A 23,453-nucleotide genomic window follows, 5' to 3' on the forward strand; every position below is an offset into this window, starting at 1 on the left:
CTTCATGCTGCCGTACTACCTGGTGATGAAGATCAGCTTCTCGGAAGCCGCGCTGTCGATCCCGCCTTACTCGGAGATCTACACCTACGCCGAACAGAAATTCCAGCTGATGCTGAACATCGGCAACTACACCATGCTCGGCGAAGACGAGCTGTACCTGTCGGCCTACCTCGGTTCGCTGAAGGTTGCGGCACTGAGCACGATGATGTGCCTGGTGATCGGTTTCCCGATGGCCTACGCAATCACCAAGGCGAGCAAGGAAGCGCAAAACGTCCTGCTGCTGTTGATCATGATGCCGACCTGGACCGCGATCCTGATCCGCGTTTACGCGTGGATGGGCATCCTCAGCAACAACGGTCTGCTCAACGCATTTCTGATGTGGACCGGGCTCACCGATCACCCGATCGAGATCCTCAACACCAACACTGCGGTGTACATCGGCGTGGTGTATGCGTACCTGCCATTCATGGTGTTGCCGCTGTACGCCAACCTGGTGAAGCACGACGGCAGCCTGTTGGAAGCCGCGTCGGATCTGGGGTCGAGCAACTTCAACAACTTCTGGAAAATCACTGTGCCGCTGGCCAAGAACGGGATCATCGCCGGCTGCATGCTGGTGTTCATTCCGGTGGTCGGTGAGTTCGTGATCCCGGAACTGCTGGGTGGCCCGGAGACGCTGATGATCGGTCGCGTGCTGTGGCAAGAGTTCTTCAATAACCGCGACTGGCCGGTGGCGTCTGCGCTGGCGGTGGTGATGCTGTTGATCCTGATTGTGCCGATTCTGCTGTTCAACCGCAGCCAGGCCAAAGAGATGGAGGCACGGGGATGAAACGCTTCGGTTTTTCCAAGTTCATGTTGATCTTCGGCCTGATGTTCATTTATCTGCCGATGCTGATTCTGGTGATCTACTCGTTCAACGCCTCGAAACTGGTAACGGTGTGGGGCGGCTGGTCGGTGAAGTGGTACGTCGGCCTGCTCGACAACACGCAACTGATGGGCTCGGTGGTGCGCTCGCTGGAAATCGCTTGCTACACCGCGATTGCTGCGGTGGCGCTGGGCACCCTCGCCGCCTTCGTCCTGACGCGGGTGACGCGTTTCAAGGGTCGCACGCTGTTTGGCGGTCTGGTCACCGCACCACTGGTGATGCCCGAGGTGATCACCGGTCTGTCGCTGTTGCTGCTGTTCGTGGCGATGGCGCAGTTGATCGGCTGGCCGCAGGAGCGTGGCATCGTCACGATCTGGATCGCCCACACCACGTTTTGTGCCGCCTATGTGGCGGTGGTAGTCTCCGCCCGCCTGCGTGAACTGGATCTGTCGATCGAAGAAGCCGCGATGGATCTGGGGGCCAAGCCGTTCAAGGTGTTTTTCCTGATCACCATTCCAATGATCGCGCCGTCGCTGGCAGCGGGCGGGATGATGTCGTTCGCCCTGTCGCTGGACGATCTGGTACTGGCGAGCTTCGTTTCCGGCCCGGGCTCGACCACGCTGCCGATGGAAGTGTTCTCGGCGGTGCGCCTGGGCGTGAAGCCTGAGATCAACGCCGTGGCTAGCCTGATTCTGCTGGCGGTGTCGCTGGTGACCTTCCTGGTCTGGTACTTCGGCCGCAAGGCAGAAGCCAACCGCAAGAAGGCGATTCAGGAAGCGATGGATCAGACGGCGAACGAGGCGTGGCAGCCTCAGCGCACCGCAGCCACTGCTTGACCGGTAGGAGCTGCGGCACGCTGCGATCTTTTGACTTTGCTCTTGAGGATCAAAAGATCGCAGCCTCGTTTCACTCGACAGCTCCTACAGAAAGGCGCTTGTCGATCAAGTTTCAGATGTGTGTTTTTGAATAAAAAGAATGGAGTTTCACCGATGAAAATGTTTGGCAGGACTCTGCTGACACTGTCCTTAATGGGCGCAATCGCCACGGGCGTCCAGGCCAACGACAAGGTGCTGCGTGTTTACAACTGGTCCGATTACATCGCGCCGGACACCGTCAAGAAGTTCGAAGACGAGACCGGCATCCAGGTGACCTACGACGTGTTCGACAGCAACGAGACCCTTGAGGCGCGTTTACTGGCGGGCAAATCCGGCTACGACATCGTCGTGCCGTCCAACAGTTTCCTGGCCAAGCAGATCAAGGCCGGGGTCTATCAGCCGCTCGACAAATCGAAACTGTCGAACTGGAAAAATCTCAACCCGGTGCTGCTGAAAAACGCTGCCGCCAGTGATCCGGACAACGCCCATGCGTTCCCGTACATGTGGGGCTCGATCGGCATCGGCTACAACCCTGACAAGGTCAAGGAAGTGCTCGGCGCCAAGGCCCCGACCAACTCCTGGGACTTGCTGTTCAAGCCGGAGAACGCCGAGAAGCTGAAAGCCTGCGGCATCAGCTTCCTCGACTCGCCGACCGAAATGATCCCGGCCGCCCTGCACTACCTGGGCTACCCGGTGAACGACAAGGACAAGGCGCACATCCTCGAAGCCGAAGCGCTGTTCATGAAGATCCGCCCGTACGTGGCGTACTTCCATTCCTCGAAGTACATCTCGGACCTGGCCAACGGCAATATCTGCGTGGCGGTCGGTTACTCCGGCGACGTGCTGCAGGCCAAGGCCCGCGCGGTGGAAGCCGGCAACAAGGTGCAGATCGACTACAGCATTCCTAAGGAAGGCGCCGGCAGTTTCTACGACATGGTCGCGATCCCGCGCGATGCGGCGAACGTCGATAACGCCTACCTGTTCATGAACTTCCTGATGCGCCCGGACATCATCGCCGAGATCACCAACAGCAACGGCTACAGCAACGCCAACTCGGCGGCCACGCCGCTGGTGGATGAAGCGATCCGCAACGACCCGGGTTCGTACCCGTCGCAAGCGGTGATGGCGACGTTGTATGCGGTGCCGGATCAACCGATTGCCACCCAGCGGATCATGACCCGCGGCTGGACCCGGGTGAAGCTCGGTAAATAACTGACACTCCCCCCTGTAGGAGCTGCCGCAGGCTGCGATCTTTTGACTTTGTTTTTTAGAAGCAGATCAAAAGATCGCAGCCTGCGGCAGCTCCTACACGGGGATGTGGCGTAGCTTTTCCGTTCACGCAGCGCCTTACCACCGCTGCACCCTGCAATGAACGGCCTCACCTGGCTCCCTCGGCTCAGGTGAACTTCAGGCGCCCTCGGGCGCCTTTTTTTGTGGCTCAAATCAGCGGCCAATCCTGCAGAATCCGGTAGCGGCCCTTGTGCGATTCGAACAAGGCAAAGCGCTCGGCACGCAGGAAGAACTCCGGCGGCGTGGTCGATTCCGGCGCCTGCGCGCGAAAATCCCGAGCCAATGTCAGGTGGGGCCTATACTCGCGATTCGCCTCTTCAAAGCCGAACGGCAACATGGCCTGCTCCAGCGCATAGACCAACCGCAACAACGCTTGCGGAGCCTGTTCAGGCGCCAGCGACAACACCCCTGCCTTGTGCCAGACCTGCAGCCGATCCAGCGCAATCCGCAGCGCTTCGCCTGGAGTGCGCACTTTGTCTGCGGCCTCACACACCTTACCTATCTGCGCCAACGGCACCGCTCCGAGAAACAGCAGCGTCAGGTGGAAGTTATCCGCAGGCACCGCTTTGCCGGAGCGCAAACCCAGATCGGCGCGCCACTGAGCGATGGCCTTGCGTTGGGGCGGCGGGCAGTCGAGGGCGAAAAACAGTCGCTTGAACGGTTCATCCCTGCGCGCATCATCGGTCATGGCCCTACTCCTTCGCTCGTCGATCGGCCGATTCTACACAGCCTTCTCTGACGACTGGCGACACCCGTCTATAGTTCAAGGATTGCCATCGAACCGGAGGTCGCCATGCGCGAGATCCTCAGCAAAGAACCATGGTGGGCCAGACCACCCAACCCCGGGCAGGATGAAACCGAGCTGGAATGGGGCTGGCTGGTGCATTACAGCGAGGGTGAACCGCGTTTCGAATTCGTCCACGAGCGGCCAACGGAAGAACAAATCCGCAACCGCAAAAGCTGCCGGATCACCCCCTCCCCAGAATGATCACCATCCCATGTGGGAGCGAGCCTGCTCGCGAAAGCGGTGGGTCAGCCATGAAGATATGGGCTGTGTTGACGCTTTCGCGAGCAAGCCCGCTCCCACACTGGTTTTGTGGCATGCCAACGATCGTCGCCATCCGCAAAACCCTGTGGGAGCGTGGCTTGCCCGCGAAGCGTCCGCACATTCAGCCGCACATTGCCTGACACACCGCTTTCGCGAGCAAGCCCGCTCCCACACTGGTTTTGTGGCGTGCCAACGATCGTCGCCATCCGCAAAACCCTGTGGGAGCGTGGCTTGCCCGCGAAGAGGCCGGCACATATTACAAATTCGCTGACTGACACACCGCCATCGCCAGCAGGCTGGCTCCCACCATGGATTGGCGCTGGGCTTCAGGGTTCGAGGAGGTTGGTGAAACCGCCATAGATCATCCGCTGCCCGTCAAACGGCATCGGATTGACGTCAGGTTTCATGCGCGGGTCTTCCATCATTTTCGCCATGCCAGCATCGCGGGTGGCTTTGTCTGGCCAGATCAGCCAGCCTGACGCCACGGTTTCACCTTCCTTGAGTTTTACCGCCATCGGAAACGAGGTGAGCTTGCCGTCCGGCACGTCATCGCCCCAGCATTCCACCACGCTCAGGGCGCCGTATTCCTTGAACAGTTGCGCCGCGATCAGACAATGCTTTTTGTATTGCTCACGATGAGCGGCAGGCACGGGCGCGACAAAGATATCGATGTAGGACATGTTCATTCTCCTTGTACGGTGGGTTCGATCTGCTGAGTAGTCGATTGCGGCGGCTGCCATTCGACACGATTCACACCCTGCCCGACCGACGGTTGCTCCGCGCCGCCAAGGCTGCCCTCGACCTGCCCGGCGATATGCAGCGTACCGGCCATCACCCCGGTGGTCGGGTTCTGCAGCAGTTTTAGCCAAGCCTTGTCGAACGTGCTGCCCAGGCTGCTGCGAATCAGCGCTTCGCTGTCAGGCCGATCACCGGCCTGGATGATCGCGCGGATACCCGCCACGCCGATCGAGATCACCCCGCCGACCAACTTGCCGGCCGCAGCCGCCACCGCACTGGCCGCGCCGCGCGGAGCCATTTCCGCCTCCATTCGCTGGCTCGCGCGCTTGGCCACGGGCGCCATGCCGGCGTCGGTCGAGGCGATGCCCTTGCTGCCGCCCTCGGTGTGGATCTTGTCGATCAACGCGGCATACGCCGGCAAGGTGTTCAGCGGTTCGGTACTGACGATCTGATACAGCGAAGCATCCCGCGTCGGCGGCGGCCCGAGGGCGATGGCCGGAATCTTCTGCAAGTGCCCGTAGAGCTGGGCCACCGGCACGCCGTAACGCTGGGCGATGAGTGGCATCTGCTGCGCCATCATCTGCGCATAAAACGCCGTGGCCTGACTGAGAATCGCGTCTGGATCGATCTCCACGGCCACTGGCGCCAGCACTCTTTTCTGATACTGCTCAAGCAGATAGGTCGCCAGGCGCTTAGTCGACGCATCCTGTTCGCCGCTGGCGCTGATCGTGTACCAGCTGACTTTCATCGACAGCCATTCCTGGGTCCAGTAGCTGCTGAACCACGGAATGAAATTTTCTTCAGTTTGCTCATAGACGCGAATACGCCAATGTTCCATCGAACCCCGGGCAAACACCCTGACTTGCTCGGTGGATTGCTGCGAGGCGCTGACGATGTCGCGGTCGATCTGCTGCCAGGTCGCGGGCGAAACCACCACGGCCGGCGGCGCCACCGGAGCGCGGGCCGAGGAGGCACAGCCGGCCAGCAGCAACAGTGCGGCGACGAGCAGCGCACGCAGGTTCACGGTGGTGAAGTCCTTGAATGGAGGGAGACAGCATTGAGTATAGGTGTGTCAGTTTCCGAGGATGTTGGCTGTACCGGCGCCATCGCTGGCAAGCCAGCTCCCACAGAGTCCTTCAGTGAACATGAAGCCAATGAACTCCCGAAAAACCTGTGGGAGCTGGCTTGCCAGCGAAGAGGCCAGTCAATCCACCCCCGCTCTCAACCATCAACACCGTCGATATTCACCATCGCCACTATTGCCTTCCGCCCGCCGCCCGGCGAAGGCACGATTCACCCATCCGAGACGCAACGAGGAGTACCCATCATGATTCGCACCATCACCCTCTCCGTGAGCTTCCCGGTGTTCGGCAGCAACTATTACGACCAGCAGGTCGTATCGCGCAAGACCCAGGCGCTGCTGTTCAACGAAGATTTCGACGATGTGCTGATGCCCGCCGCGAGCAATCACTTCAGCAATGAAGTGGTCGGCATCAACGATCAGTTCCGCTTTCTGAGCGACATACTCGCCACCCATTTGCTGGACCTCGAGGCCACCGCGCCTGCGCATTCCAGCGTCCGGGCGAGCGCTCACTTTTAATCCCCCCTGAAAGAGGTGCCGAAGGCTCGGGCCGTGTTCGGGCGATCTTTTGCTCTTCAAGAGCAAAAGATCGCAGCCTCCGGCGGCTCCTGCACAGCCAGGCATTGATGAATCCTGCGCATAACTCTATAGCGCAAATCCGCAAAAACCTTTCCCTCTGATCATGGGTCAGTCTTGAGATGAGACTGGCATCCATGCCGGCGCGCCCGTTTGGGTCATTCGAAACCCTGCCGCCTGATAGAGAGGAATCGATACATGACGATTTCCAGACGCAAATTCCTGATCCTGGGCGCCGTAACCGCTGTGGCCTTTGCCATGCCGCCTTTTATCAGCCTCAAGGCCTACGCGGCCAATCTGGAGCAACCGGCCATGGCCAAAGTGACGATCAACGTCAACGGTAAACCCCAAGCCCTTGAAGTCGACAACCGCACCACCCTGCTCGACGCCCTGCGCGAGCACCTGCATCTGACCGGCAGCAAAAAAGGCTGCGATCACGGCCAGTGCGGCGCCTGCACGGTGATCGCCGACGGCCGCCGAATCAATGCCTGCCTGACCCTCGCCGTAATGCACGAAGGCAGCGAGATCACCACCATCGAAGGCCTCGGCATGCCCGACAACTTGCACCCGATGCAGGCCGCGTTCATCAAGCACGATGGTTACCAGTGCGGCTATTGCACGCCGGGGCAGATCTGCTCGGCGGTGTCAGTGCTCAAGGAAATTCGCGAGGGCATTCCCAGCCACGTCAGCCCGAGCCTGACCGAAGCTCCACAACTGATCGCCAGCGAATTCCAGGAGCGCATGAGCGGCAACATCTGCCGTTGCGGCGCCTACTCGAACATCATCGAAGCCATAACTGAAGTCGCGGAGGTGCCGGCATGAGAGCGTTCAATTACAGCCGCGCCGACTCCCCCGCCGCAGCCGCAGCACAGGCGGCGCAGGTCGAAGGTGCGAAGTTCATCGCCGGTGGCACCAACCTGCTGGACCTGATGAAACTCGACATCGAAACCCCGCTGCACCTGATCGACATCAACCATCTGGGCCTTGATCAAATCGAAGCCACACCTGAAGGCGGATTGCGCATCGGCGCACTGGTGCGCAACACCGATCTGGCCGCCGACAGCCGCGTGCGCAAGGACTACGCCCTGCTCTCCCGCGCTTTGCTCGCCGGTGCCTCTGGCCAGTTGCGCAACATGGCGAGCACCGCCGGCAACCTGCTGCAACGCACCCGTTGCCCGTACTTCTATGACGTCAATCAGGCCTGCAACAAACGCCAGCCCGGCAGTGGCTGTGCGGCGATTGGCGGAGTCAGTCGGCAACTGGGATTGATCGGCGTCAGCGACGCCTGCATCGCCACACACCCGAGCGACATGGCGATTGCGATGCGCGCCCTCGATGCACAGATTGAAACGGTCAAACCCGACGGCAGCACGCGCAGCATCGCCATCGCCGATTTCCATCAGTTGCCGGGCAACACGCCGAACATCGAAACCAGCCTCACGCCTGGCGAGTTCATCACTTCGGTAACCCTGCCCGCCCCGGTTGGAGGCACGCACATTTATCACAAGGTGCGGGATCGCTCGTCCTATGCCTTTGCGCTGGTGTCGGTCGGTCTGATTCTGCACAAGGACGGCAGCGGCCGCGTGGCGGTCGGTGGCATCGCGCCGAAACCGTGGCGGGTAGAGGCTGCCGAAGCCCTGCTGCCGCAAGGCGCAAAAGCCGTCAGCGAACGCCTGCTCGACGGCGCCACGCCGACCCATGACAACCAATTCAAACTGACCCTGGTCGAGCGCACGCTCGGTTCGGTGTTGGCGCAAGCGAGGGATCAAGCATGAAGTTCGACACGCCCGCCACCACCAACCCGATCGACCAGTTGAAGGTGATCGGTAAACCCACCGACCGCGTCGAAGGCCCGCTGAAGACCAGCGGCCAGGCACCTTATGCCTACGAACAGCACGAGGCCGTGGCGAATCAGGCTTACGGTTTCATGGTCGGCTCGGCCATCGCCAAAGGCCGCATCAGCCACATCGATCTCGATGCCGCCGAAGCCGCGCCCGGCGTGCTGGCCATCGTCACCGCCGCTAACGCCGGCAAACTCGGCAAGGGCAAATACAACTCGGCACCGCTGCTGACGGGGACCGAAGTGCAGCACTATCACCAGGCTGTGGCACTGGTGGTCGCCGAAACCTTCGAACAGGCCCGCGCCGCAGCGCAACTGGTCAAGGTCGATTACATCACGGCCAAAGGCGAATTCGAGCTGGCCAACGTGCGCGACCAGGGTGTCGAAGACGACGAGTTGCCCGACGTCACCCACGGCGATTTCGACTCGGCTTTCGCCGCCGCGCCGGTGCAGTTCGACCAGACCTACACCACACCCGACCAGTCCCACGCGATGATGGAACCGCACGCAACATTGGCTGCATGGAAAGGTGATCATCTGACCCTGTGGACCTCCAACCAGATGATCGCCTGGAGCGTCGGCGACATCGCCACCACCCTCGGCCTGCCCAAGGAAAACGTGCGCCTGATCTCGCCGTACATTGGCGGCGGCTTCGGCGGCAAACTGTTCATTCGCGCCGACGCGATCCTCGCCGCGCTTGGTGCGCGACTGGCCAATCGCCCGGTGAAAGTCGCCCTCGCCCGCCCGCAAATGGCCAACAACACCACCCACCGCCCGGCCACGATCCAGCGCATTCGGATGGGCGCGACGGCGGACGGCAAGCTCAGCGCCATCGCCCACGAAGGCTGGTCCGGCAACCTCAAGGACGGCAAGGTCGAAGTCGCCGCGCAGCCGAGTCAGTTGCTCTATGCCGCCGAGAACCGCCGAGTGACCATGCGCCGGGCGCCACTGGATCTGCCCGAAGGCAATTCCATGCGTGCGCCGGGTGAAGCCCCAGGGCTGATGGCGCTGGAAATCGCCATGGACGAAATGGCCGAGCAGCTCAAGCTCGACCCGGTGCAGTTCCGCATCCTCAACGACACGCAGGTCGATCCGGTGAAAACCGAGCGGCCGTTCTCCCAGCGGCGACTGATCGAATGCCTGCAGACTGGCGCGGAAAAATTCGGCTGGAACCAGCGCAACGCGACACCCGGCAGCCGTCGCGAAGGTCGCTGGTTGATCGGCATGGGCGTCGCGGCGGCGATCCGCAACAACCTGCTGCTCAAGTCCGGCGCGCGGGTGCGGCTGGAGCACGATGGCAAGGTCACGGTGGAAACCGACATGACCGATATCGGCACCGGCAGCTACACGATCATTGCACAGACCGCCGCCGAGATGATGGGCGTGGAACTGGGGGACGTCAGCGTGCATCTGGGGGATTCAACCTTCCCGGTATCCTCCGGCTCCGGCGGCCAGTTCGGCGCCAACTGCTCGACCGCCGGGGTCTACGCCGCGTGCATGAAACTGCGCGAAGCGGTGGCAAAAAAGCTGGGCATGAGTGGTGATGAAGTCGAGTTCGCTGATGGTCAGGTACGCACCGGAGGCAAAACCCTGCCGCTGCATGACGCCGCAAAAAATGGCGCCGTAGAGGCGGAGGACAGCATCGAATTCGCCGACCTTGCCAAGCAGTATCAGCAGTCGACTTTCGGTGCGCATTTCGTCGAAGTGGCGGTGGATGCTGCTACCGGTGAAGTCCGCGTGCGACGCATGCTCGCAGTGTGCGCGGCGGGACGGATTCTCAACCCGAAAGCCGCGCGCAGCCAGGTGATCGGCGCGATGACCATGGGCGTCGGTGCGGCGTTGATGGAGGAGCTGGCGGTGGACAAACGGCTGGGCTTTTTCGTCAATCATGACCTCGCCGGATACGAGGTGCCGGTGCATGCCGACATCCCGCATCAGGAGGTGATTTTCCTCGACGAAACCGATCCGATTTCATCGCCGATGAAAGCCAAGGGTGTGGGTGAACTGGGAATTTGCGGTGTGAGTGCGGCGGTGGCGAATGCGATCTACAACGCCACCGGGGCGCGGGTGCGCGAGTATCCGATCACCCTCGACAAAATCCTCTCTTCCTTGCCGGAGATGATCTGATAGTCAAACCACCCCCCTGTAGGAGCTGCCGCAGGCTGCGATCTTTTGATCTTAGAAGATCGCAGCCTGCGGCAGCTCCTACACAGATCAGTTCGGGTACTGTGCCGCACTCACCTGCTCCAGCCACTCCACCACACTGCCATCGAGCACTTCGGCAATCGCGATGTGCGTCATCGCCGTGGTCGGCGCGGCGCCATGCCAGTGCTTCACATTCGGCGCAATCCACACGGTATCGCCGGGACGGATCTCGCGAACCGGTTGCCCCCACTCCTGCACAAAACCTGAACCAGCGGTGACGATCAACGTCTGACCCAACGGATGGGTGTGCCACGCCGTTCGCGCACCCGGCTCGAAAGTCACCGTGGCACCGCTGACACGCGCGGCATCGCTGCCCTTGAACGGCGCATCGACGCGCACGATACCGGTGAACCAATCTGCCGGGCCTTTGGCCGAGGGCTGCGAACCATTTGTAGTAACAGTTACCCCCGGGGCGTGCTCAGTATCAGCAATTGAATTCATCACAAGACTCCAGATTTATACAGAATCTCCCTGTAGGAGCTGCCGCAGGCTGCGATCTTTTGATCTTTTGATCTTTGATCTTTGATCTTCAAAAACAACATCAAAAGATCGCAGCCTGCGGCAGCTCCTACAGGGAACTTGCGGCACTTTACCGAGCCGTACTGTTCAGATAATCGACTAGAATTCGAAAAAACTTATGCAGGAAACTCATTAATGCTTCGAGAAAACGCCAGTGACCTGCTCGCCTTCCTCGCCGTGGCCCGCGAGCGCAGTTTCACTAAAGCGGCGGCCAAACTCGGCGTCTCGCAATCGGCGCTCAGCCATACCATCCGCGCCCTTGAAGCGCGCCTGGGCCTGCGCCTGCTGACCCGCACCACGCGCAGCGTCTCCCCAACCGAGGCCGGCGAGCATTTGCTGCAGACCATCGGCCCGCGCTTCGAAGAAATTGAAGTGGAACTGGCGGCCCTGAGCAACCTGCGCGAAACCCCGGCCGGCCGGATCCGCATCAGCGCCACCGATCATTCACTGAACTGGCTGCTGCGCCCGGTGCTCAAGGAGTTTCTGCCCAAATACCCGGACATTGCCGTAGAGGTGTGCTGCGACTACGGCTTCGTCGACATCGCCGGGCAAGGCTTCGATGCCGGCGTGCGCCTGGGCGAGGACGTCGCGCAAGGCATGATCGCCACCCGCATCGGCCCCGACATGCGCATGGCGGTGGTCGGCTCGCCGGCCTATTTCGCCAAACGTGAAAAGCCGCAAACCCCGCGAGACCTGACCGCCCACGCCTGCAACAACCTGCGCCTGCCCACCAACGGCGGGCTGTACACCTGGGAGTTCGAGAGGGACGGCGAAAGCCTCAAGGTGCGGGTGTCCGGGCAAGTCACGCTGAACGGCGTCTACCCGCTGCTCGACGCCGCACTCGATGGCTTCGGTCTGAGCTACATCCCGGAAAATATCGTCGCGCCGTTTCTGGCCGACGGCCGCCTGCTGCAAGTACTGGCAGACTGGTACCCGACGTTTGCCGGTTATCACCTGTACTACCCGAGCCGACGGCAGGCGGCGCCGGCGTTTGCGTTGTTGGTGGAGGCGTTGCGGTATCGCGGCTGAGTTCACCACAGCGCTTTGGTATAGGTGATGAGGATCCGGGTTTCATCGGCATCGCGACTGAACGACGAGCGATAAGTCGCGTTACGCAAACGCAAGGCAACGTCCTTGAACGTGCCGCTCTGAATCACGTATTTCACCTCGGTATTGCGTTCCCACTCCTGGCCGGTCTTGCCGGCCACTTGCGCATGATCGGCATCGATGTAGCGGCTCATGAAGGTCAGGCCGGGAATGCCCAAGCGCTCGAAATCGAAGTCATAACGCACTTGCCACGAGCGCTCTTTCGCTTCGGCAAAGTCGCCGATCTGCGCATAGTTGACCAGGTAAGCATCGCTGCCTTCGACATAGGGAAACGCGCTGTCGCCGAGCATCGCCTGATAGCCGACGCTGACCTTGTGCCCGCCCGCGGCATAACCGATCAGGCCGTTGAGCGACTGATTGCGGATCTTGCCGGCCTTCGCCGCGCCCTGACTCTCGCTGGAGAAAAACCGCAGGTCGCTGCTCACCGTGCCGCCGGCCATGGGCCGCGTATCGGTGAGGCCGACGAAGTGTTGATCATAGACATCGCTCAGCGACACGTAGTGATAACTGACCTTGAGGTTGTCGTTCACCTGGCGATCCACGCCGACCAGATTCAGGTGCGCGCCCTGAGCGTTGGTGACGAAGCGGTTGTTCTTGTTGTTCAGCGCAATCGGCTCGTAGCTGGTGTCATTGCGACCCTTGACCCGATCCAGTTGCCCCGCCGTCAGCACCACACCCGGCAGATCCTGTGAGACCACCATCGCACCCCGAAACGACTGCGGCAGGATCATTCCGTCCTGCGGGCGCAGTGTCGGCAGGACCGGAATCAACGACCCGGCCTTCAACTCGGTTTTGGCGATTTTGACCTTGGCCGTCACCCCCAATTTCCCGTAGTCGCTGGCTGCGTGCCCATCGCTGCGCACCGGCAACAAACCGCTGCCGGCGCGATCGGGACTGGAATCCAGCCGCACGCCAACCATGCCCAGCAGGTCGACCCCGAACCCCACCAGCCCCGGCGTATACCCGGACTCGAACTTGAGCATCAGGCCCTGCGCCCACTCCTCGCGTTTCGATTGCAGGGTTGACGGCCCGTCGCGGAAATCCCGATTAAAGTAAACATTGCGGGTTTCGAACGACGCATGAGAGTCGGAGAAAAAATCCGCGTGAGCTCCGTTGCTGAAACTTGCCAGCAGCAATGCGCCGGCCAGGGTCGACAATCCATTGCGCATCCCCGAATGAATGAATGCAGTCACGGCGACACCTATGAAGTTGTTCGTAGAAGACTCAGGCAAACCCGTATCCCCTGTGGGAGCGGGCTTGCTCGCGAAGGCGTCAGCACATCCGGCACTTTCATTGCCTGATACACCGCTGTCGCGAACAAGCCCGCTTCCACATGGGCAGATTCGCGGGTCAGAAAGACCGGGCGAGCATCGCGATCAGGCGCTCACCAAACAGCGTCAGCGCCACGCCCAGCAGTACCACCACGGCGCCGGCGATCTTGATCGACGCCGCCGGACGCACCACAGCGCCCAGCCAGCCGAAGTGATCGATCGCCACCGACGACAGCAACTGCCCGGCGATCACCAGCACCAGCAGGTTCGCCAGACCGATGCGCGGCGCCAGCCACACGGTGCAGAAAATCGCCCCGGCGCCGAGCACACCACCGACCAGACGCCAGCCGGGTTGTGCCGGGATCACACTCAGCGCATCACCCAGACCACCGCGCAGCCACGCCAGTGCACCCAGCACCAGCATGCCGCTGAGAAACGAATAGAACGCCGCTGCCAGCGTGTTGCCGGTCATGGCCCCGGCCAATTGACTGTTAACCGCCGCTTGCACGGCAATCGCCACACCGGCCAGCAAGGCCAGGGCAAAGGAAATCAGGATCATGACCGTGCACCTCTCAGTGGGCATGCAGCGGGGCGAAGTGCTCCGCGAAAGCATCAGGGCTGTAACCGGCGGCATTGAACAGGTAGCTGCGCGACTCTTCCGTGGCCCGGTTCAGTTGTTCGCGATCCACGCCCAGCACCACACCCGCCTGTTTGCGAATGCGCCCGGCGATGATCACGGTGTCGATATCGCCACGTTCGGCGGCATGCACCACCGTACCCAGCGCGTTGTTCGACGGGTAGACGCTGAGGTTGTCGGTGCGGATCAACACAATGTCGGCCTGCTTGCCCGGAGTGATGCTGCCGATGCGCGCCTCGAGCCCGGCGCATGCGGCGCCATCAAGGGTGGCGGCTTTGAGCAACTGCGCGGCGCTGACCAGTTCCGGCGCTGGCTGGCCGTGGAAACGCGCGCTGTGCGCCGCCGCCCGTTGCAGGTAAAACGCCACGCGCATTTCACCGAACATGTCGCCGCCGTAAGAGCTTTCGTTGTCGACGCTCAGGCCCGGACGCATGCCGTGATCGACGGCTTTCTGCCAGGCGAACACACCGTCTTCAAGCCCGTAGTGCGCGTCGGAGCGCGGGCAGACGTTCACCTTGACCCCGGCGTGACGCAGGATCGACCAGCCGTGATCCGGCAGGCAGGTGCAGTGGTTGAAAATATTGTCCGGGCCCAGCAGGCCTTCTTCGTGCAGCGCATCCAGCTCGGCCGCCATGCCGGCGCCGAAGAACTCGGTGACGATGTTCAGGCCCAGTTCACGGGCGACCACCCATTGTTCGCGGTCGAGTTGCGCCATCATCGCCAGGGTCACCAGCGAGTCGGGCGCACCGGCGTACTTGTCTTTGATACGGCGCAGATCACCCGGCCACTGCGTGGACTCCCACTCACCGGACAACGGCGCACCCGGCGCATGCACCGCGCGGATGCCGGCGTCGTGCAAAGCGTCGATGGCCGCATCGGAATGCGCGCCGCTGCGGGCGTTGTGCGAGTTGTCGATAATGGTGGTGATGCCGGCGTTGATCGCACCCAGCGCGGTCAGCAGGTTGCCGACGTACATGTCTTGTGGGCGGTAGTATTTGGCAAAGGAGAAATGCGTGGCGTTGCAGTAGTCTTCAAGCGTCGGCGAGTTCGGGTTGATCCGGCGCAACTGACCTTCCCACGCGTGGCGATGGGTATCGACCATGCCGGGAATCACGATCATGCCTTTGGCGTCGACGACTTCAGCGTCGGGAGCATTGAGTCCCACGCCGACCTCGACGATTTCGGTGCCACGAATCAGCACATCGCCTTCAATGAAATTGCCCAGGCGGTCGTCCTGGGTGACCAGGGTGCCGCCCTTGATCAGCAGCAAGCGTTGAGCATCGGGCAACGGTTTGAGCGCGGAAGTCAAAACATCGAAATGAGCATTGAAAGACATGGTGGGCTCCAGGGTGACTGTCGGCGCATTGGCCTGTAGTCGCATTGTCTGACCCGGAAGCTTTATTTAGAATGCCAAAACATCTACAAACATTGTGAAGCTGGGCATACATAATGCGCGATCAAGAGTTCGGCCATCTCAGGGCGTTTTTTGCCGTCGCCCGCGAGCGCAATTTCTCCCGCGCCGCCCAAGCGCTAGGGGTTTCAGCGTCGGCACTGAGCCAGACCATCAAGGGTCTGGAAGAGCGTCTGGGCGTACGCCTGCTCAATCGCACCACACGCAGCGTGTCGACCACCGAGGCCGGGAGTAAATTGTTCGAACGCCTGGGCGAGATCTTTGCCGATCTGGACGCAGCGCTGGAACAACTCAACGACTACCGCGACACACCGGTCGGCACCCTGCGCATCTGCGCGCCGCAGGTGGCGATGCTGCACTTCATCCAGCCGATCCTGCCGGCATTTCAAGCGACCTACCCGGACATCAAACTCGAACTGACCACCGACGACAGCACCGCCGACATCGTCGCCCAAGGCTACGACGCGGCGATTCGTCTGGGTGAGTTCATCGAGCAGGACATGGTTGCGCTCAAGCTCAGCGAACCGTTGACGCAGATCGCCATCGCCTCGCCCGACTACCTGCAAGGCAAACCTCGTCCGCACGAGCCGGCCGATCTGCTGGATCACCGCTGCGTAAACTGGCGGCGCTCCGGCGAATCAGGGCTGTACAAGTGGCGATTCTTTCGCGACGGCTTACCGTTTGAATTGAGCGTGAAAGGCTCACTGGTGGTCAGCGATTGCGCCGTTGCCATGCAATCGGCGCTGGATGGGCTGGGTATCACGGTGTGGATCCGTGAGTGGATCAAGGACGAACTCGACAGCGGTGCACTGGTGGCGCTGCTGGAAGAGTGGTCGACACCCTTCCCCGCGTTCTACCTGTATTACCCGAGCAATCGCCAGATGTCGTCAGCGTTACAAGCCTTTATCGGCGCCCTGCGCAAGGCGCACTAGGCGACACTGGCCCCGCTCAGGTTCGGGCGCTCTTCGCGACCGCCATAGAACATGGCCTTGGCGCCAATCGTCAGCAACGACAGCAGCGCAAACAGCAACCCGCACCAGATCGTCCCCGGCAGGCCCCAGGTGTTGATGAACACCCCACCGATCCACGAACCGAGGGCTATCCCGGCATTCGCCGCCGACACATACAGGCTGGTGGCGAACGAATGCGCCTCGGGCGCGGCGCTGGTCAGCCACATCTGGGTGATGATCATGCCACTGGTGTGAATCGCGCCCCACAGCAGCACGATCAGCAACATCGAGCCCAGCGACGCACTGCCGAACAGCGCCAGAATCAGGTAGGCGATACTCAGCAGAATCGGAAACAGCAACGCGGTCGCCACCAGATGCGTGGCCAGGGCGCGCCCGGCCAACAGATTGCCCAGCACCCCGCCGACACCGAAAACCACCAACAGGAAACTGATGGTTTCACCGTCCAGCCCGGTCTGGTTTTTCAGGTATTCGGCGGCGTAGCTGTACACCGCAAACTTGGTGGTGAACACCAGCACCGTGGCGATGATCGCCAGCCACACCGGCGGCTTTTTCAGGATCGACAGCTGACTCGCGAAGCTCTCCGGTGCAGCGGTCTGCCGAGGCAACTTGAGCAGCAACCCGAGCCCGGCGAGCAACGTCGCGACAGCGCAGAACAGAATCGACGCCTCATAGGAAAACCGCCCGGCGACCCACGCGGTGATCGGCACGCCAAACACCAGCCCGAGGGTGGTGCCGATGAAGGCAACCGTGGTCGCGTGGGTCGCGCGCTCCTTGGGGTACAGCGAAATCGCCGCAGCAAATGCCGCCGAGAAAAACACCGGGTGCAACATCGCCGGGACGATGCGCAGCGCCATCAGCGTCGAATAGTTCGGCGCATAAGCGGACAGCACGCTGCTGACGGAAAAACACAACAACGCACCGACCAGCACTTTCTTGCGGTCGAACCGCGAGAACACCAGCACCAGAAACGGTCCGGACAGCGCGACGATGAACGCGAACAGGCTCATCAGCAAACCGGCCTGGGCGACACTGACACCGAAACGCTCGACGATCAGCGGCAGGATGCCGACCACGCCGAGTTCCAGGGTGTACAGCCCAAACAGGCCCAGAATGATGAAGGGCATGACGGACATGGGATGGGGGGAACGGTTCATAAACACTCATCACATCAGGAAAGAAAATCTACCGAACAACACAAAACCCTGTGGGAGCGGGCTTGCCCGCGAATGCGGTGGGTCAGCGACAGTGTTGCCGACTGACCCTCCCTCTTCGCGGGCAAGCCCGCTCCCACAGTTGAGATGTGTTGCACTCAGGCCTTGTTGAAATCGACCACAACCTTGCCGAACGCCCCGCGATCGAGATGGGCGAAGGCCTCGGTCACCTGATCAAAGGCGTAAGTCGCATCGATCACCGGTTTGATCCCGTGGTGATCGATCATCCGCACCATGTCTTCCAGCGCCCGACGCGGGCCAACCGCCACCGCAACGATTGAGGCGCGGCTGCCGAGCAGCGGCATGATCGGCGTGCGCAACTCGTCAGAATCGAGCAGGCCGATGATCGACACCCGACCTCCAGGCACCACGGCCTGCAAAGAGCGCCCGAGGTTGTCGCCGCCGGCCATCTCCAGAATGTGGTCGGCGCCGCGTCCGTCGGTCAGTTCCAGCACAGCGTTGTGCCAATCCGGTGTACTGGTGCGATTGATGCCGTGGGTCGCGCCCAGCGCGATGGCTTGGGCGATCTTGTCGTCGCTGCTGCTGGTGACGATGACCTTGGCGCCACTGGCGGCCGCCAGTTGCACGGCGAATAGCGAAACCCCGCCGGTGCCCTGCACCACCACGGTCTGCCCGGCGTGCAGATGGCCCAATTCGATCAGCGCCATCCACGCGGTCAATGCGGCGATCGGCAGTGTGCTGGCCTCAACCGCACTGAGGTTTTTCGGCGCGCGCACGCACCAGTCAGCCGGCGTGGCGACGTACTGCGCCAACATGCCGGGAATCGGCCCACCCTGGGTCGGCATCTCGGCCCAGGTTTTCGGATTGCCGTCGATCCAGTTGGTAATGTAGGTGGAGATGACTTTGTCGCCACTCTGAAAGCGCGTGACGCCCTCGCCGACCGCGACCACGGTACCGGCCATGTCCGAGGCCGGCGTGAAGGGAAACTTCAACGCCGCGGTCATGCCGTTTTCCGCGACTTGGGTATCACGATAGTTGAGCGAAACCGCATCGATCTTGACCAGGATTTCCCCGGCTTGTGGAGTTGGTCGCGGGGCCTGGACCTGGCTGAGGTTGGCGAGGCCAAACGCGGAAATTTCCCAGCGCTGCATAATGTCGGACATGACGATAATCTCGGTAGAGGACTATGGCGCCGATGATAGAAGCCATCCCGCTCGCGGATTAAGTGGGTCGCCACTCCTTTATATACGGACGTTTTGTTCCGCAATGACTAAGGTAAATTGAACCCCACCAGTGAAATCGAGAGTCGTAATGGACAGCCTGAATGCGTTGAATGTGTTTGTGTCGGTGGCGGATACCCGCAGCTTTGTCGCCAGTGGGCGCCTGCTCGGGGTGTCGGCTTCGGCGATTGGCAAAAGCATCGTGCGCCTGGAAGAACGCTTTGGCGTGCGCCTGTTCAATCGCAGCACGCGCAGCATCACGCTGACCGAGGACGGCTCACGGTTTCTCGAGCGCAGTTTGCGCATCCTCGCCGAGATCGAAGCAGCAGAAATGGAGTTTTCCCAGACCAACGCCACCCCGCGCGGGCGTCTGAAGATCAGTTTGCCGCTGGTGGGTGAGCCGTTTTTACCGGTGCTGGCACGGTTCAAGAAAACCTATCCGGCGGTGGATCTCGACCTGACGTTCGATGATCGCCGGGTCGAGGTGATCGAGGAAGGCTACGACGCGGTGTTGCGGGCGGGTGATGTCCCGGACTCCAGCCTGACCTCGCGCCTGATCGGCAGTTACCGGATGATTCTGGTGGGGGCGCCGCTCTACTTTCAGGCCCATGGCGTACCGCAGCAAGCCACCGACCTGCTCAGCCATTCGTGTATTCAGTTTCGCTTTCCCAATACCGGCAAACTGCAGGTCTGGCCGTTGCGCGAAGCCGGCGAGGAAGTCGATCTGCAGGTGCCGACCTCGATGGTCTGCAACAACCTGGAAGCGCGGATCTGCTTTGCCCTGCAAGGCCTGGGCATTGCCTATCTACCGGACTTCTGCGTCAGCGAGGCCTTGGCCGATGGGCACTTGCAGCGAATTTTGCCGGACTGCGCCGAAACCGGCGTCTATCGGATCATGTGGCCCTCGGGCAAACATCCACAACTGAAACTGCGGGTGTTCATCGACTTCCTCAAGGAGCATCTGTTTCCGCAGCAGACGCCGACTTAGCCCAGAAGCGCAATCAACTGATGCCGCTGCGCATCGGTCAACATCGGCCCGAAACCGGCGCCGGCGTTGTCGGCCATATAACGCGGATTGCCGGTGCCGGGGATCACGCAAGTCACCGCCGGATGCGCTAGCAAAAACTTCAGTGCCAATTGCGCCCAGCTGTTGACCTGCACATCCGAGACCCAGCCCGGCAACGGTTTGCCCTTGAGCCGCGTCAGCAAGCCGCCACCACCGAACGGCCGATTGCAGATCACCGCGACCCCGCGTTCACGGCACAGCGGCAGAATGCGTTTCTCCACGCCACGGTCATCGAGGGCGTAGTTGATTTGCAGAAAATCGAATTGTTCAGCCTTGAGCACTGCTTCGACTTCATCGTAGGCCGACGGCGTGTAATGAGTGATGCCGATGTAGCGGATGCGCCCCTCGGCTTTCCACTCGCGCAGGATCGGCAGATGACTCTGCCAGTCCAGCAGGTTGTGAATCTGCATCAGGTCGATGCGTTCGGTGCGCAGCAGGCTGAAGGATCTTTCCATCTGCGCGATGCCCTCCTCGCGCCCATGTGTCCACACCTTGGTCGCCAGAAATGCCGGCGAGCGCGGTTCGTGGATCGACAGCAACTCGCCGGTGGTTTGCTCGGCGCGGCCATACATCGGCGAGCTGTCGATCAGCGTGCCGCCCTTTTTGAACAACTCGTCGAGCACTGCCGGCAGTTGTTTATAGGCCGGGTCGCCGGGCGCAACGTCGAAGCCGCGATAGGTGCCCAGGCCGACCATTGGCAACAGCTCGGAGCTTGAAGGGATGGCGCGGGTCTGCATGGTCAGATCTCCTGCCTTGCTGGGCGAAGTGGCAATCGGCGGCGTGGCGGTGGCCAACGCCCGGTCAAAGGTCAGGACCGCCGAAACCCCGGCAGCCAGCGTGAGCAAACGGCGCCGGGAGCAACCCTCAGTGTGGTTCATGCGGGTTCCCCTGCTGCGTGAATCTGTTGCACGTTGTGTGCGACGGCTGCCGGCTCAATTCGCTGGACTACACTGCGACAGCGAACACCCGCGCCCGGTTAAAGTTAGTCGAATGTCCAGAAAACTGATGTCACTCGTCGCCTTGCTCATCGCCCTCTACCTGTTGCTGTGCGCAGCGCTGTTCGTATTTCAGCGCTCGCTGATCTATTTCCCCCAGCCTGAGAGCGCTGTCACCACGGCGGATTCGCGGTTGAAACTGGCGATGCCGGATGCCGATGTGTGGGTGACAACGCGCGCACATGCGGGGCCGAAAGCGCTGATCTACTTTGGCGGCAATGCCGAGGATGTGTCGCGCAATCTGCCGTCGTTCAGTGAGGCCTTTCCCGAATACGCGCTGTTTCTGCTGAACTACCGGGGTTTCGGCGGCAGCGGTGGCTCACCCTCGGAGGAAGCGATTGCCGAAGATGCATTGGCACTGTTCGATCAGGTGTACGCCAGCCATCCGCAGATTGCCGTGATCGGCCGCAGTTTGGGGTCCGGAGTGGCGGTGCGGCTGGCGAGTCAGCGCCCGGCGACGCAGCTGATTCTGGTGACGCCGTATAACAGCCTTGAAGACATCGCCGCCCGCCAGTACCCGTGGGTGCCGGTGAAGTGGCTACTGAAGGATCGCTTCGAGTCGGGTCGCTATGCCGCGCACATTCGCGTGCCGACGTTGCTGTTGGCGGCCAGCGATGACGAAGTGATTCCACGGGACAGCACGCAGCGACTGCTACAGAGTTTCCCCAAAGGCGTGGCGACGCTGCGGGTGGTGCCGGATGCGGGGCACAACTCGATTTCCGAGCGGGCGCAGTATCTGCAGTGGATGGGGGATGTGCTTGATCGCTGATAGCCGGTTATTGCGTTGTCTGGACTGGCCCCTTCGCGAGCAAGCCCGCTCCCACATTTTGTCCGGTTAACGCTGAGCCACTGTGGGAGCGGGCTTGCTCGCGAAAAGGCCAGTAGAGACGACATCGATTATTTGGAACGGCGCACTCAATGCACGGGTCTCGCCGAATTCAATACCACCGCCAACAGGCCAAAACAGATTTGCTGGCTGACCGGGTCACGAAATGGGTTAACCAGAATTTTGCCGTTGTGGTGAAAAACACAGATTGCGCGCTGCTCGTCGGGAGACGCCTATTGCAGCAGGTCACCTCAGACCGGAGAAATCGTCGCAAGCATTCCGATCAGAATGGTCAATGCCAGAAATCCACCCAGGAAAATCGCCATCTTGTTCATGCTGCTCTCCTCAATACTGAGCTTGCGGTGCACCGGGCGCTTCGGGATGAAGGACTGCCGCGGGTGACCGAACTGCCGGGCTATTCTGAGCGTCTGACTGAACCGGTTACAGAGGCAGATTGAAATGAAAAAAGCGTATCAGATGCCATCTGATCCTGTAGGACCTGCCGCAGGCTTGGGCCTCGATCGGTCGACCTTTTTATTTTTGTTCTGTAATGGATCGAAAGATCGCAGCCTGCGGCAGCTCCTGCAGGGATTTATATAAGGTGACATTCAGGAGACTGCCATGGCTGCGGGTGATCTACAGTCACTGCCATCGCCCGAACAACAAGAAAAAGCCCTGGAGTGCAAATGACTGACCTGAAGCTGCAACCCAACGCTGCCGAATCCCTGAAGCACTGGCACGAGATGATTCGCACCGGCAACCTCAAGGCCTTGCCCGAACTGCTCGATGCCAATGCCGTGTTCCGCTCGCCCATGGCCCACTCGCCCTACCCCGGCGCGCAAGTGGTGACGATGATCCTCAACACCGTGTTCAACGTGTTTGAAGATTTCCAATACCACCGGGAACTGGCGACTGCCGATGGTTTGAATGTGGTGCTGGAGTTCAGCGCCAAAGTGGGGACGAAAGAGCTGAAGGGCATCGACATGATTCGCTTTGATGAAAGCGGGAAGATTGTCGAGTTCGAGGTGATGGTGCGGCCGTTGAGCGGGTTGCAGGCCCTCGGCGAAGAGATGGGACGGCGGCTCGGCGCCTATCTGGCAAACACGAAACCTGTGTAGGAGCTGCCGCAGGCTGCGATCTTTTGACTTTGATTTTTCAGAAACAAGATCAAAAGATCGCAGCCTGCGGCAGCTCCTACAGGGGATTGGTGGCATAAAAAAGCCCACTGACCGTTACCGGTTCAGTGGGCTTTTGTGCGAATGGCGTCTAGTTACAGCGCCATGTCACGTGCAGCATTTTCCTTCGGCGCTGCAGCTTTTTCAGCGGCAGGTGCGGCCGGAGCAGCAGCCTGACCAATCACCGGAGGCGTTGGCAGCTCGAGGATTTTCGCGGTGTACGCCCACTCAGCAGCCACTTTGGCCGGATCGCTGTTCAGCTGAGTGCCGTAGCTTGGCACGATCTGGTGCAGCTTGGTTTGCCACTCAGGGGTCGCGACTTTGTCTTTGAAGACTTTCTGCAGCACGCTCAGCATGATCGGTGCAGCGGTCGACGCGCCTGGCGATGCGCCCAGCAGGCCGGCGATGGAGCCGTCTTGTGCAGCAACGATTTCGGTGCCCAGTTTCAGCACGCCGCCAGCGGCTTCATCACGCTTGATGATCTGCACGCGTTGGCCGGCTTGCCACAGGCGCCAGTCTTCGGCTTTGGCGTTCGGGAAGTATTCCTTCAGCGCGTTCATGCGGTCTT

Annotated in this window: 25 protein-coding genes and 1 pseudogene; 14 read left to right on the forward strand and 12 right to left on the reverse strand. The window is 61.1% G+C overall.

Annotated features, from left to right (window positions below; all coding sequences use genetic code 11):
* The 3 genes from ACIOUG_RS21745 to ACIOUG_RS21755 form a co-directional block, all read left to right on the forward strand.
* Positions 1-826, forward strand: an 826-nt coding sequence (locus ACIOUG_RS21745) for an ABC transporter permease subunit (protein ID WP_401068565.1), incomplete at its 5' end; no start/stop codon positions are given.
* A complete protein-coding gene (locus ACIOUG_RS21750; protein WP_401068567.1) occupies positions 823-1,698 on the forward strand; it encodes an ABC transporter permease subunit in 876 nt (291 codons plus the stop codon). The genes ACIOUG_RS21745 and ACIOUG_RS21750, both read left to right, overlap by 4 nt.
* Before the next feature lie 153 nt (positions 1,699-1,851).
* On the forward strand, positions 1,852-2,949 hold the full coding sequence (locus tag ACIOUG_RS21755) for a polyamine ABC transporter substrate-binding protein (protein ID WP_401068569.1): 1,098 nt from the start codon (positions 1,852-1,854) through the stop codon (positions 2,947-2,949).
* A gap of 226 nt (positions 2,950-3,175) precedes the next feature.
* Here the strand turns inward: ACIOUG_RS21755 and thpR are convergent, their stop codons facing one another.
* Entirely contained in the window at positions 3,176-3,715 is a 540-nt protein-coding gene (gene thpR, locus ACIOUG_RS21760; protein WP_401068571.1) for an RNA 2',3'-cyclic phosphodiesterase, read from the reverse strand.
* Positions 3,716-3,820: 105 nt separating this feature from the next.
* Between thpR and ACIOUG_RS21765 the strand changes: the two genes are divergently transcribed.
* Positions 3,821-4,015 carry a hypothetical protein gene (locus tag ACIOUG_RS21765; RefSeq protein WP_401068573.1) on the forward strand — a complete coding sequence of 65 codons (195 nt, stop codon included), beginning with the start codon at positions 3,821-3,823 and terminating at the stop codon, positions 4,013-4,015.
* Between the two features lie 386 nt (positions 4,016-4,401).
* Here the strand turns inward: ACIOUG_RS21765 and ACIOUG_RS21770 are convergent, their stop codons facing one another.
* Both ACIOUG_RS21770 and ACIOUG_RS21775 read right to left on the reverse strand, forming a co-directional pair.
* Entirely contained in the window at positions 4,402-4,755 is a 354-nt protein-coding gene (locus ACIOUG_RS21770; protein ID WP_401068575.1) for a DUF1428 domain-containing protein, read from the reverse strand.
* Positions 4,756-4,757: 2 nt separating this feature from the next.
* Positions 4,758-5,837, reverse strand: a complete 1,080-nt coding sequence (locus ACIOUG_RS21775) for a hypothetical protein (RefSeq protein WP_401068577.1) — start codon at positions 5,835-5,837, stop codon at positions 4,758-4,760.
* Between the two features lie 303 nt (positions 5,838-6,140).
* Between ACIOUG_RS21775 and ACIOUG_RS21780 the strand changes: the two genes are divergently transcribed.
* The 4 genes from ACIOUG_RS21780 to paoC all read left to right on the forward strand — a co-directional run bounded on the left by ACIOUG_RS21780 (position 6,141) and on the right by paoC (position 10,437).
* Positions 6,141-6,413 (forward strand): hypothetical protein, encoded by a 273-nt coding sequence (locus ACIOUG_RS21780; RefSeq protein WP_003226119.1) that lies wholly within the window; start codon positions 6,141-6,143, stop codon positions 6,411-6,413.
* A gap of 255 nt (positions 6,414-6,668) precedes the next feature.
* Positions 6,669-7,292: an aldehyde dehydrogenase iron-sulfur subunit PaoA gene (gene paoA / locus ACIOUG_RS21785; RefSeq protein ID WP_401068578.1), complete on the forward strand. Its 624-nt coding sequence runs from the start codon at positions 6,669-6,671 to the stop codon at positions 7,290-7,292.
* Entirely contained in the window at positions 7,289-8,245 is a 957-nt protein-coding gene (locus ACIOUG_RS21790; protein WP_401068580.1) for an FAD binding domain-containing protein, read from the forward strand. The genes paoA and ACIOUG_RS21790 overlap by 4 nt, the downstream gene beginning before the upstream one ends.
* Complete coding sequence (paoC, locus tag ACIOUG_RS21795; protein WP_401068581.1) at positions 8,242-10,437, forward strand: aldehyde oxidoreductase molybdenum-binding subunit PaoC; 2,196 nt, start codon at positions 8,242-8,244, stop codon at positions 10,435-10,437. The genes ACIOUG_RS21790 and paoC overlap by 4 nt, the downstream gene beginning before the upstream one ends.
* Positions 10,438-10,524: 87 nt before the next feature.
* Here the strand turns inward: paoC and ACIOUG_RS21800 are convergent, their stop codons facing one another.
* Positions 10,525-10,956 (reverse strand): cupin domain-containing protein, encoded by a 432-nt coding sequence (locus tag ACIOUG_RS21800; protein WP_401068583.1) that lies wholly within the window; start codon positions 10,954-10,956, stop codon positions 10,525-10,527.
* Positions 10,957-11,169: 213 nt separating this feature from the next.
* Here ACIOUG_RS21800 and ACIOUG_RS21805 point away from each other — a divergent pair, with 213 nt between their 5' ends.
* Complete coding sequence (locus ACIOUG_RS21805) at positions 11,170-12,063, forward strand: LysR family transcriptional regulator (RefSeq protein WP_401068585.1); 894 nt, start codon at positions 11,170-11,172, stop codon at positions 12,061-12,063.
* A 2-nt stretch (positions 12,064-12,065) separates the two neighbouring features.
* Here ACIOUG_RS21805 and ACIOUG_RS21810 read toward each other — a convergent pair whose 3' ends face one another.
* From ACIOUG_RS21810 to ACIOUG_RS21820, 3 genes are all read right to left on the reverse strand, one after another.
* Positions 12,066-13,310 carry an OprD family porin gene (locus ACIOUG_RS21810; protein ID WP_401068614.1) on the reverse strand — a complete coding sequence of 415 codons (1,245 nt, stop codon included), beginning with the start codon at positions 13,308-13,310 and terminating at the stop codon, positions 12,066-12,068.
* 181 nt (positions 13,311-13,491) lie between these two features.
* Complete coding sequence (locus tag ACIOUG_RS21815; RefSeq protein ID WP_329698540.1) at positions 13,492-13,971, reverse strand: DMT family transporter; 480 nt, start codon at positions 13,969-13,971, stop codon at positions 13,492-13,494.
* Positions 13,972-13,984: 13 nt separating this feature from the next.
* A complete protein-coding gene (locus tag ACIOUG_RS21820; RefSeq protein ID WP_401068587.1) occupies positions 13,985-15,385 on the reverse strand; it encodes an amidohydrolase family protein in 1,401 nt (466 codons plus the stop codon).
* 113 nt (positions 15,386-15,498) lie between these two features.
* Between ACIOUG_RS21820 and ACIOUG_RS21825 the strand changes: the two genes are divergently transcribed.
* Entirely contained in the window at positions 15,499-16,392 is an 894-nt protein-coding gene (locus ACIOUG_RS21825; RefSeq protein WP_401068589.1) for a LysR substrate-binding domain-containing protein, read from the forward strand.
* Here the strand turns inward: ACIOUG_RS21825 and ACIOUG_RS21830 are convergent.
* Together ACIOUG_RS21830 and ACIOUG_RS21835 are read right to left on the reverse strand one after the other, a co-directional pair.
* The gene (locus ACIOUG_RS21830) at positions 16,389-17,585 is read right to left on the reverse strand and encodes an MFS transporter (protein ID WP_401068591.1); all 1,197 of its coding nucleotides are present in this window, start codon (positions 17,583-17,585) and stop codon (positions 16,389-16,391) included. The two genes, ACIOUG_RS21825 and ACIOUG_RS21830, sit on opposite strands and share 4 nt — an antisense overlap.
* A gap of 155 nt (positions 17,586-17,740) precedes the next feature.
* Positions 17,741-18,766 carry an NAD(P)-dependent alcohol dehydrogenase gene (locus tag ACIOUG_RS21835; RefSeq protein WP_401068592.1) on the reverse strand — a complete coding sequence of 342 codons (1,026 nt, stop codon included), beginning with the start codon at positions 18,764-18,766 and terminating at the stop codon, positions 17,741-17,743.
* A 148-nt stretch (positions 18,767-18,914) separates the two neighbouring features.
* Here ACIOUG_RS21835 and ACIOUG_RS21840 point away from each other — a divergent pair, with 148 nt between their 5' ends.
* Positions 18,915-19,811, forward strand: coding sequence for a LysR family transcriptional regulator (locus ACIOUG_RS21840; protein WP_401068594.1), 897 nt, complete (start codon positions 18,915-18,917; stop codon positions 19,809-19,811).
* Here ACIOUG_RS21840 and ACIOUG_RS21845 read toward each other — a convergent pair.
* A complete protein-coding gene (locus ACIOUG_RS21845; RefSeq protein WP_401068595.1) occupies positions 19,808-20,767 on the reverse strand; it encodes an aldo/keto reductase in 960 nt (319 codons plus the stop codon). The two genes, ACIOUG_RS21840 and ACIOUG_RS21845, sit on opposite strands and share 4 nt — an antisense overlap.
* A gap of 112 nt (positions 20,768-20,879) precedes the next feature.
* On the opposite strand from ACIOUG_RS21845, the gene ACIOUG_RS21850 reads away from it, so the two are divergent.
* Complete coding sequence (locus ACIOUG_RS21850; protein ID WP_401068597.1) at positions 20,880-21,653, forward strand: alpha/beta hydrolase; 774 nt, start codon at positions 20,880-20,882, stop codon at positions 21,651-21,653.
* Between the two features lie 159 nt (positions 21,654-21,812).
* Here ACIOUG_RS21850 and ACIOUG_RS21855 read toward each other — a convergent pair.
* Positions 21,813-21,919 (reverse strand): annotated as a pseudogene (locus ACIOUG_RS21855) (NUDIX hydrolase); the annotation flags it as partial.
* A gap of 27 nt (positions 21,920-21,946) precedes the next feature.
* Between ACIOUG_RS21855 and ACIOUG_RS21860 the strand changes: the two are divergent.
* Together ACIOUG_RS21860 and ACIOUG_RS21865 are read left to right on the forward strand one after the other, a co-directional pair.
* Positions 21,947-22,168, forward strand: coding sequence for a hypothetical protein (locus ACIOUG_RS21860; protein WP_401068599.1), 222 nt, complete (start codon positions 21,947-21,949; stop codon positions 22,166-22,168).
* A 228-nt stretch (positions 22,169-22,396) separates the two neighbouring features.
* Positions 22,397-22,828: a nuclear transport factor 2 family protein gene (locus ACIOUG_RS21865; protein WP_401068601.1), complete on the forward strand. Its 432-nt coding sequence runs from the start codon at positions 22,397-22,399 to the stop codon at positions 22,826-22,828.
* A gap of 152 nt (positions 22,829-22,980) precedes the next feature.
* Here the strand turns inward: ACIOUG_RS21865 and ACIOUG_RS21870 are convergent.
* A partial coding sequence (locus ACIOUG_RS21870; RefSeq protein WP_401068602.1) for a malate:quinone oxidoreductase occupies positions 22,981-23,453 on the reverse strand: 473 nt, incomplete at its 5' end.

Source organism: Pseudomonas sp. NPDC087803 (assembly GCF_044742995.1).
Classification (GTDB): Bacteria; Pseudomonadota; Gammaproteobacteria; order Pseudomonadales; family Pseudomonadaceae; genus Aquipseudomonas.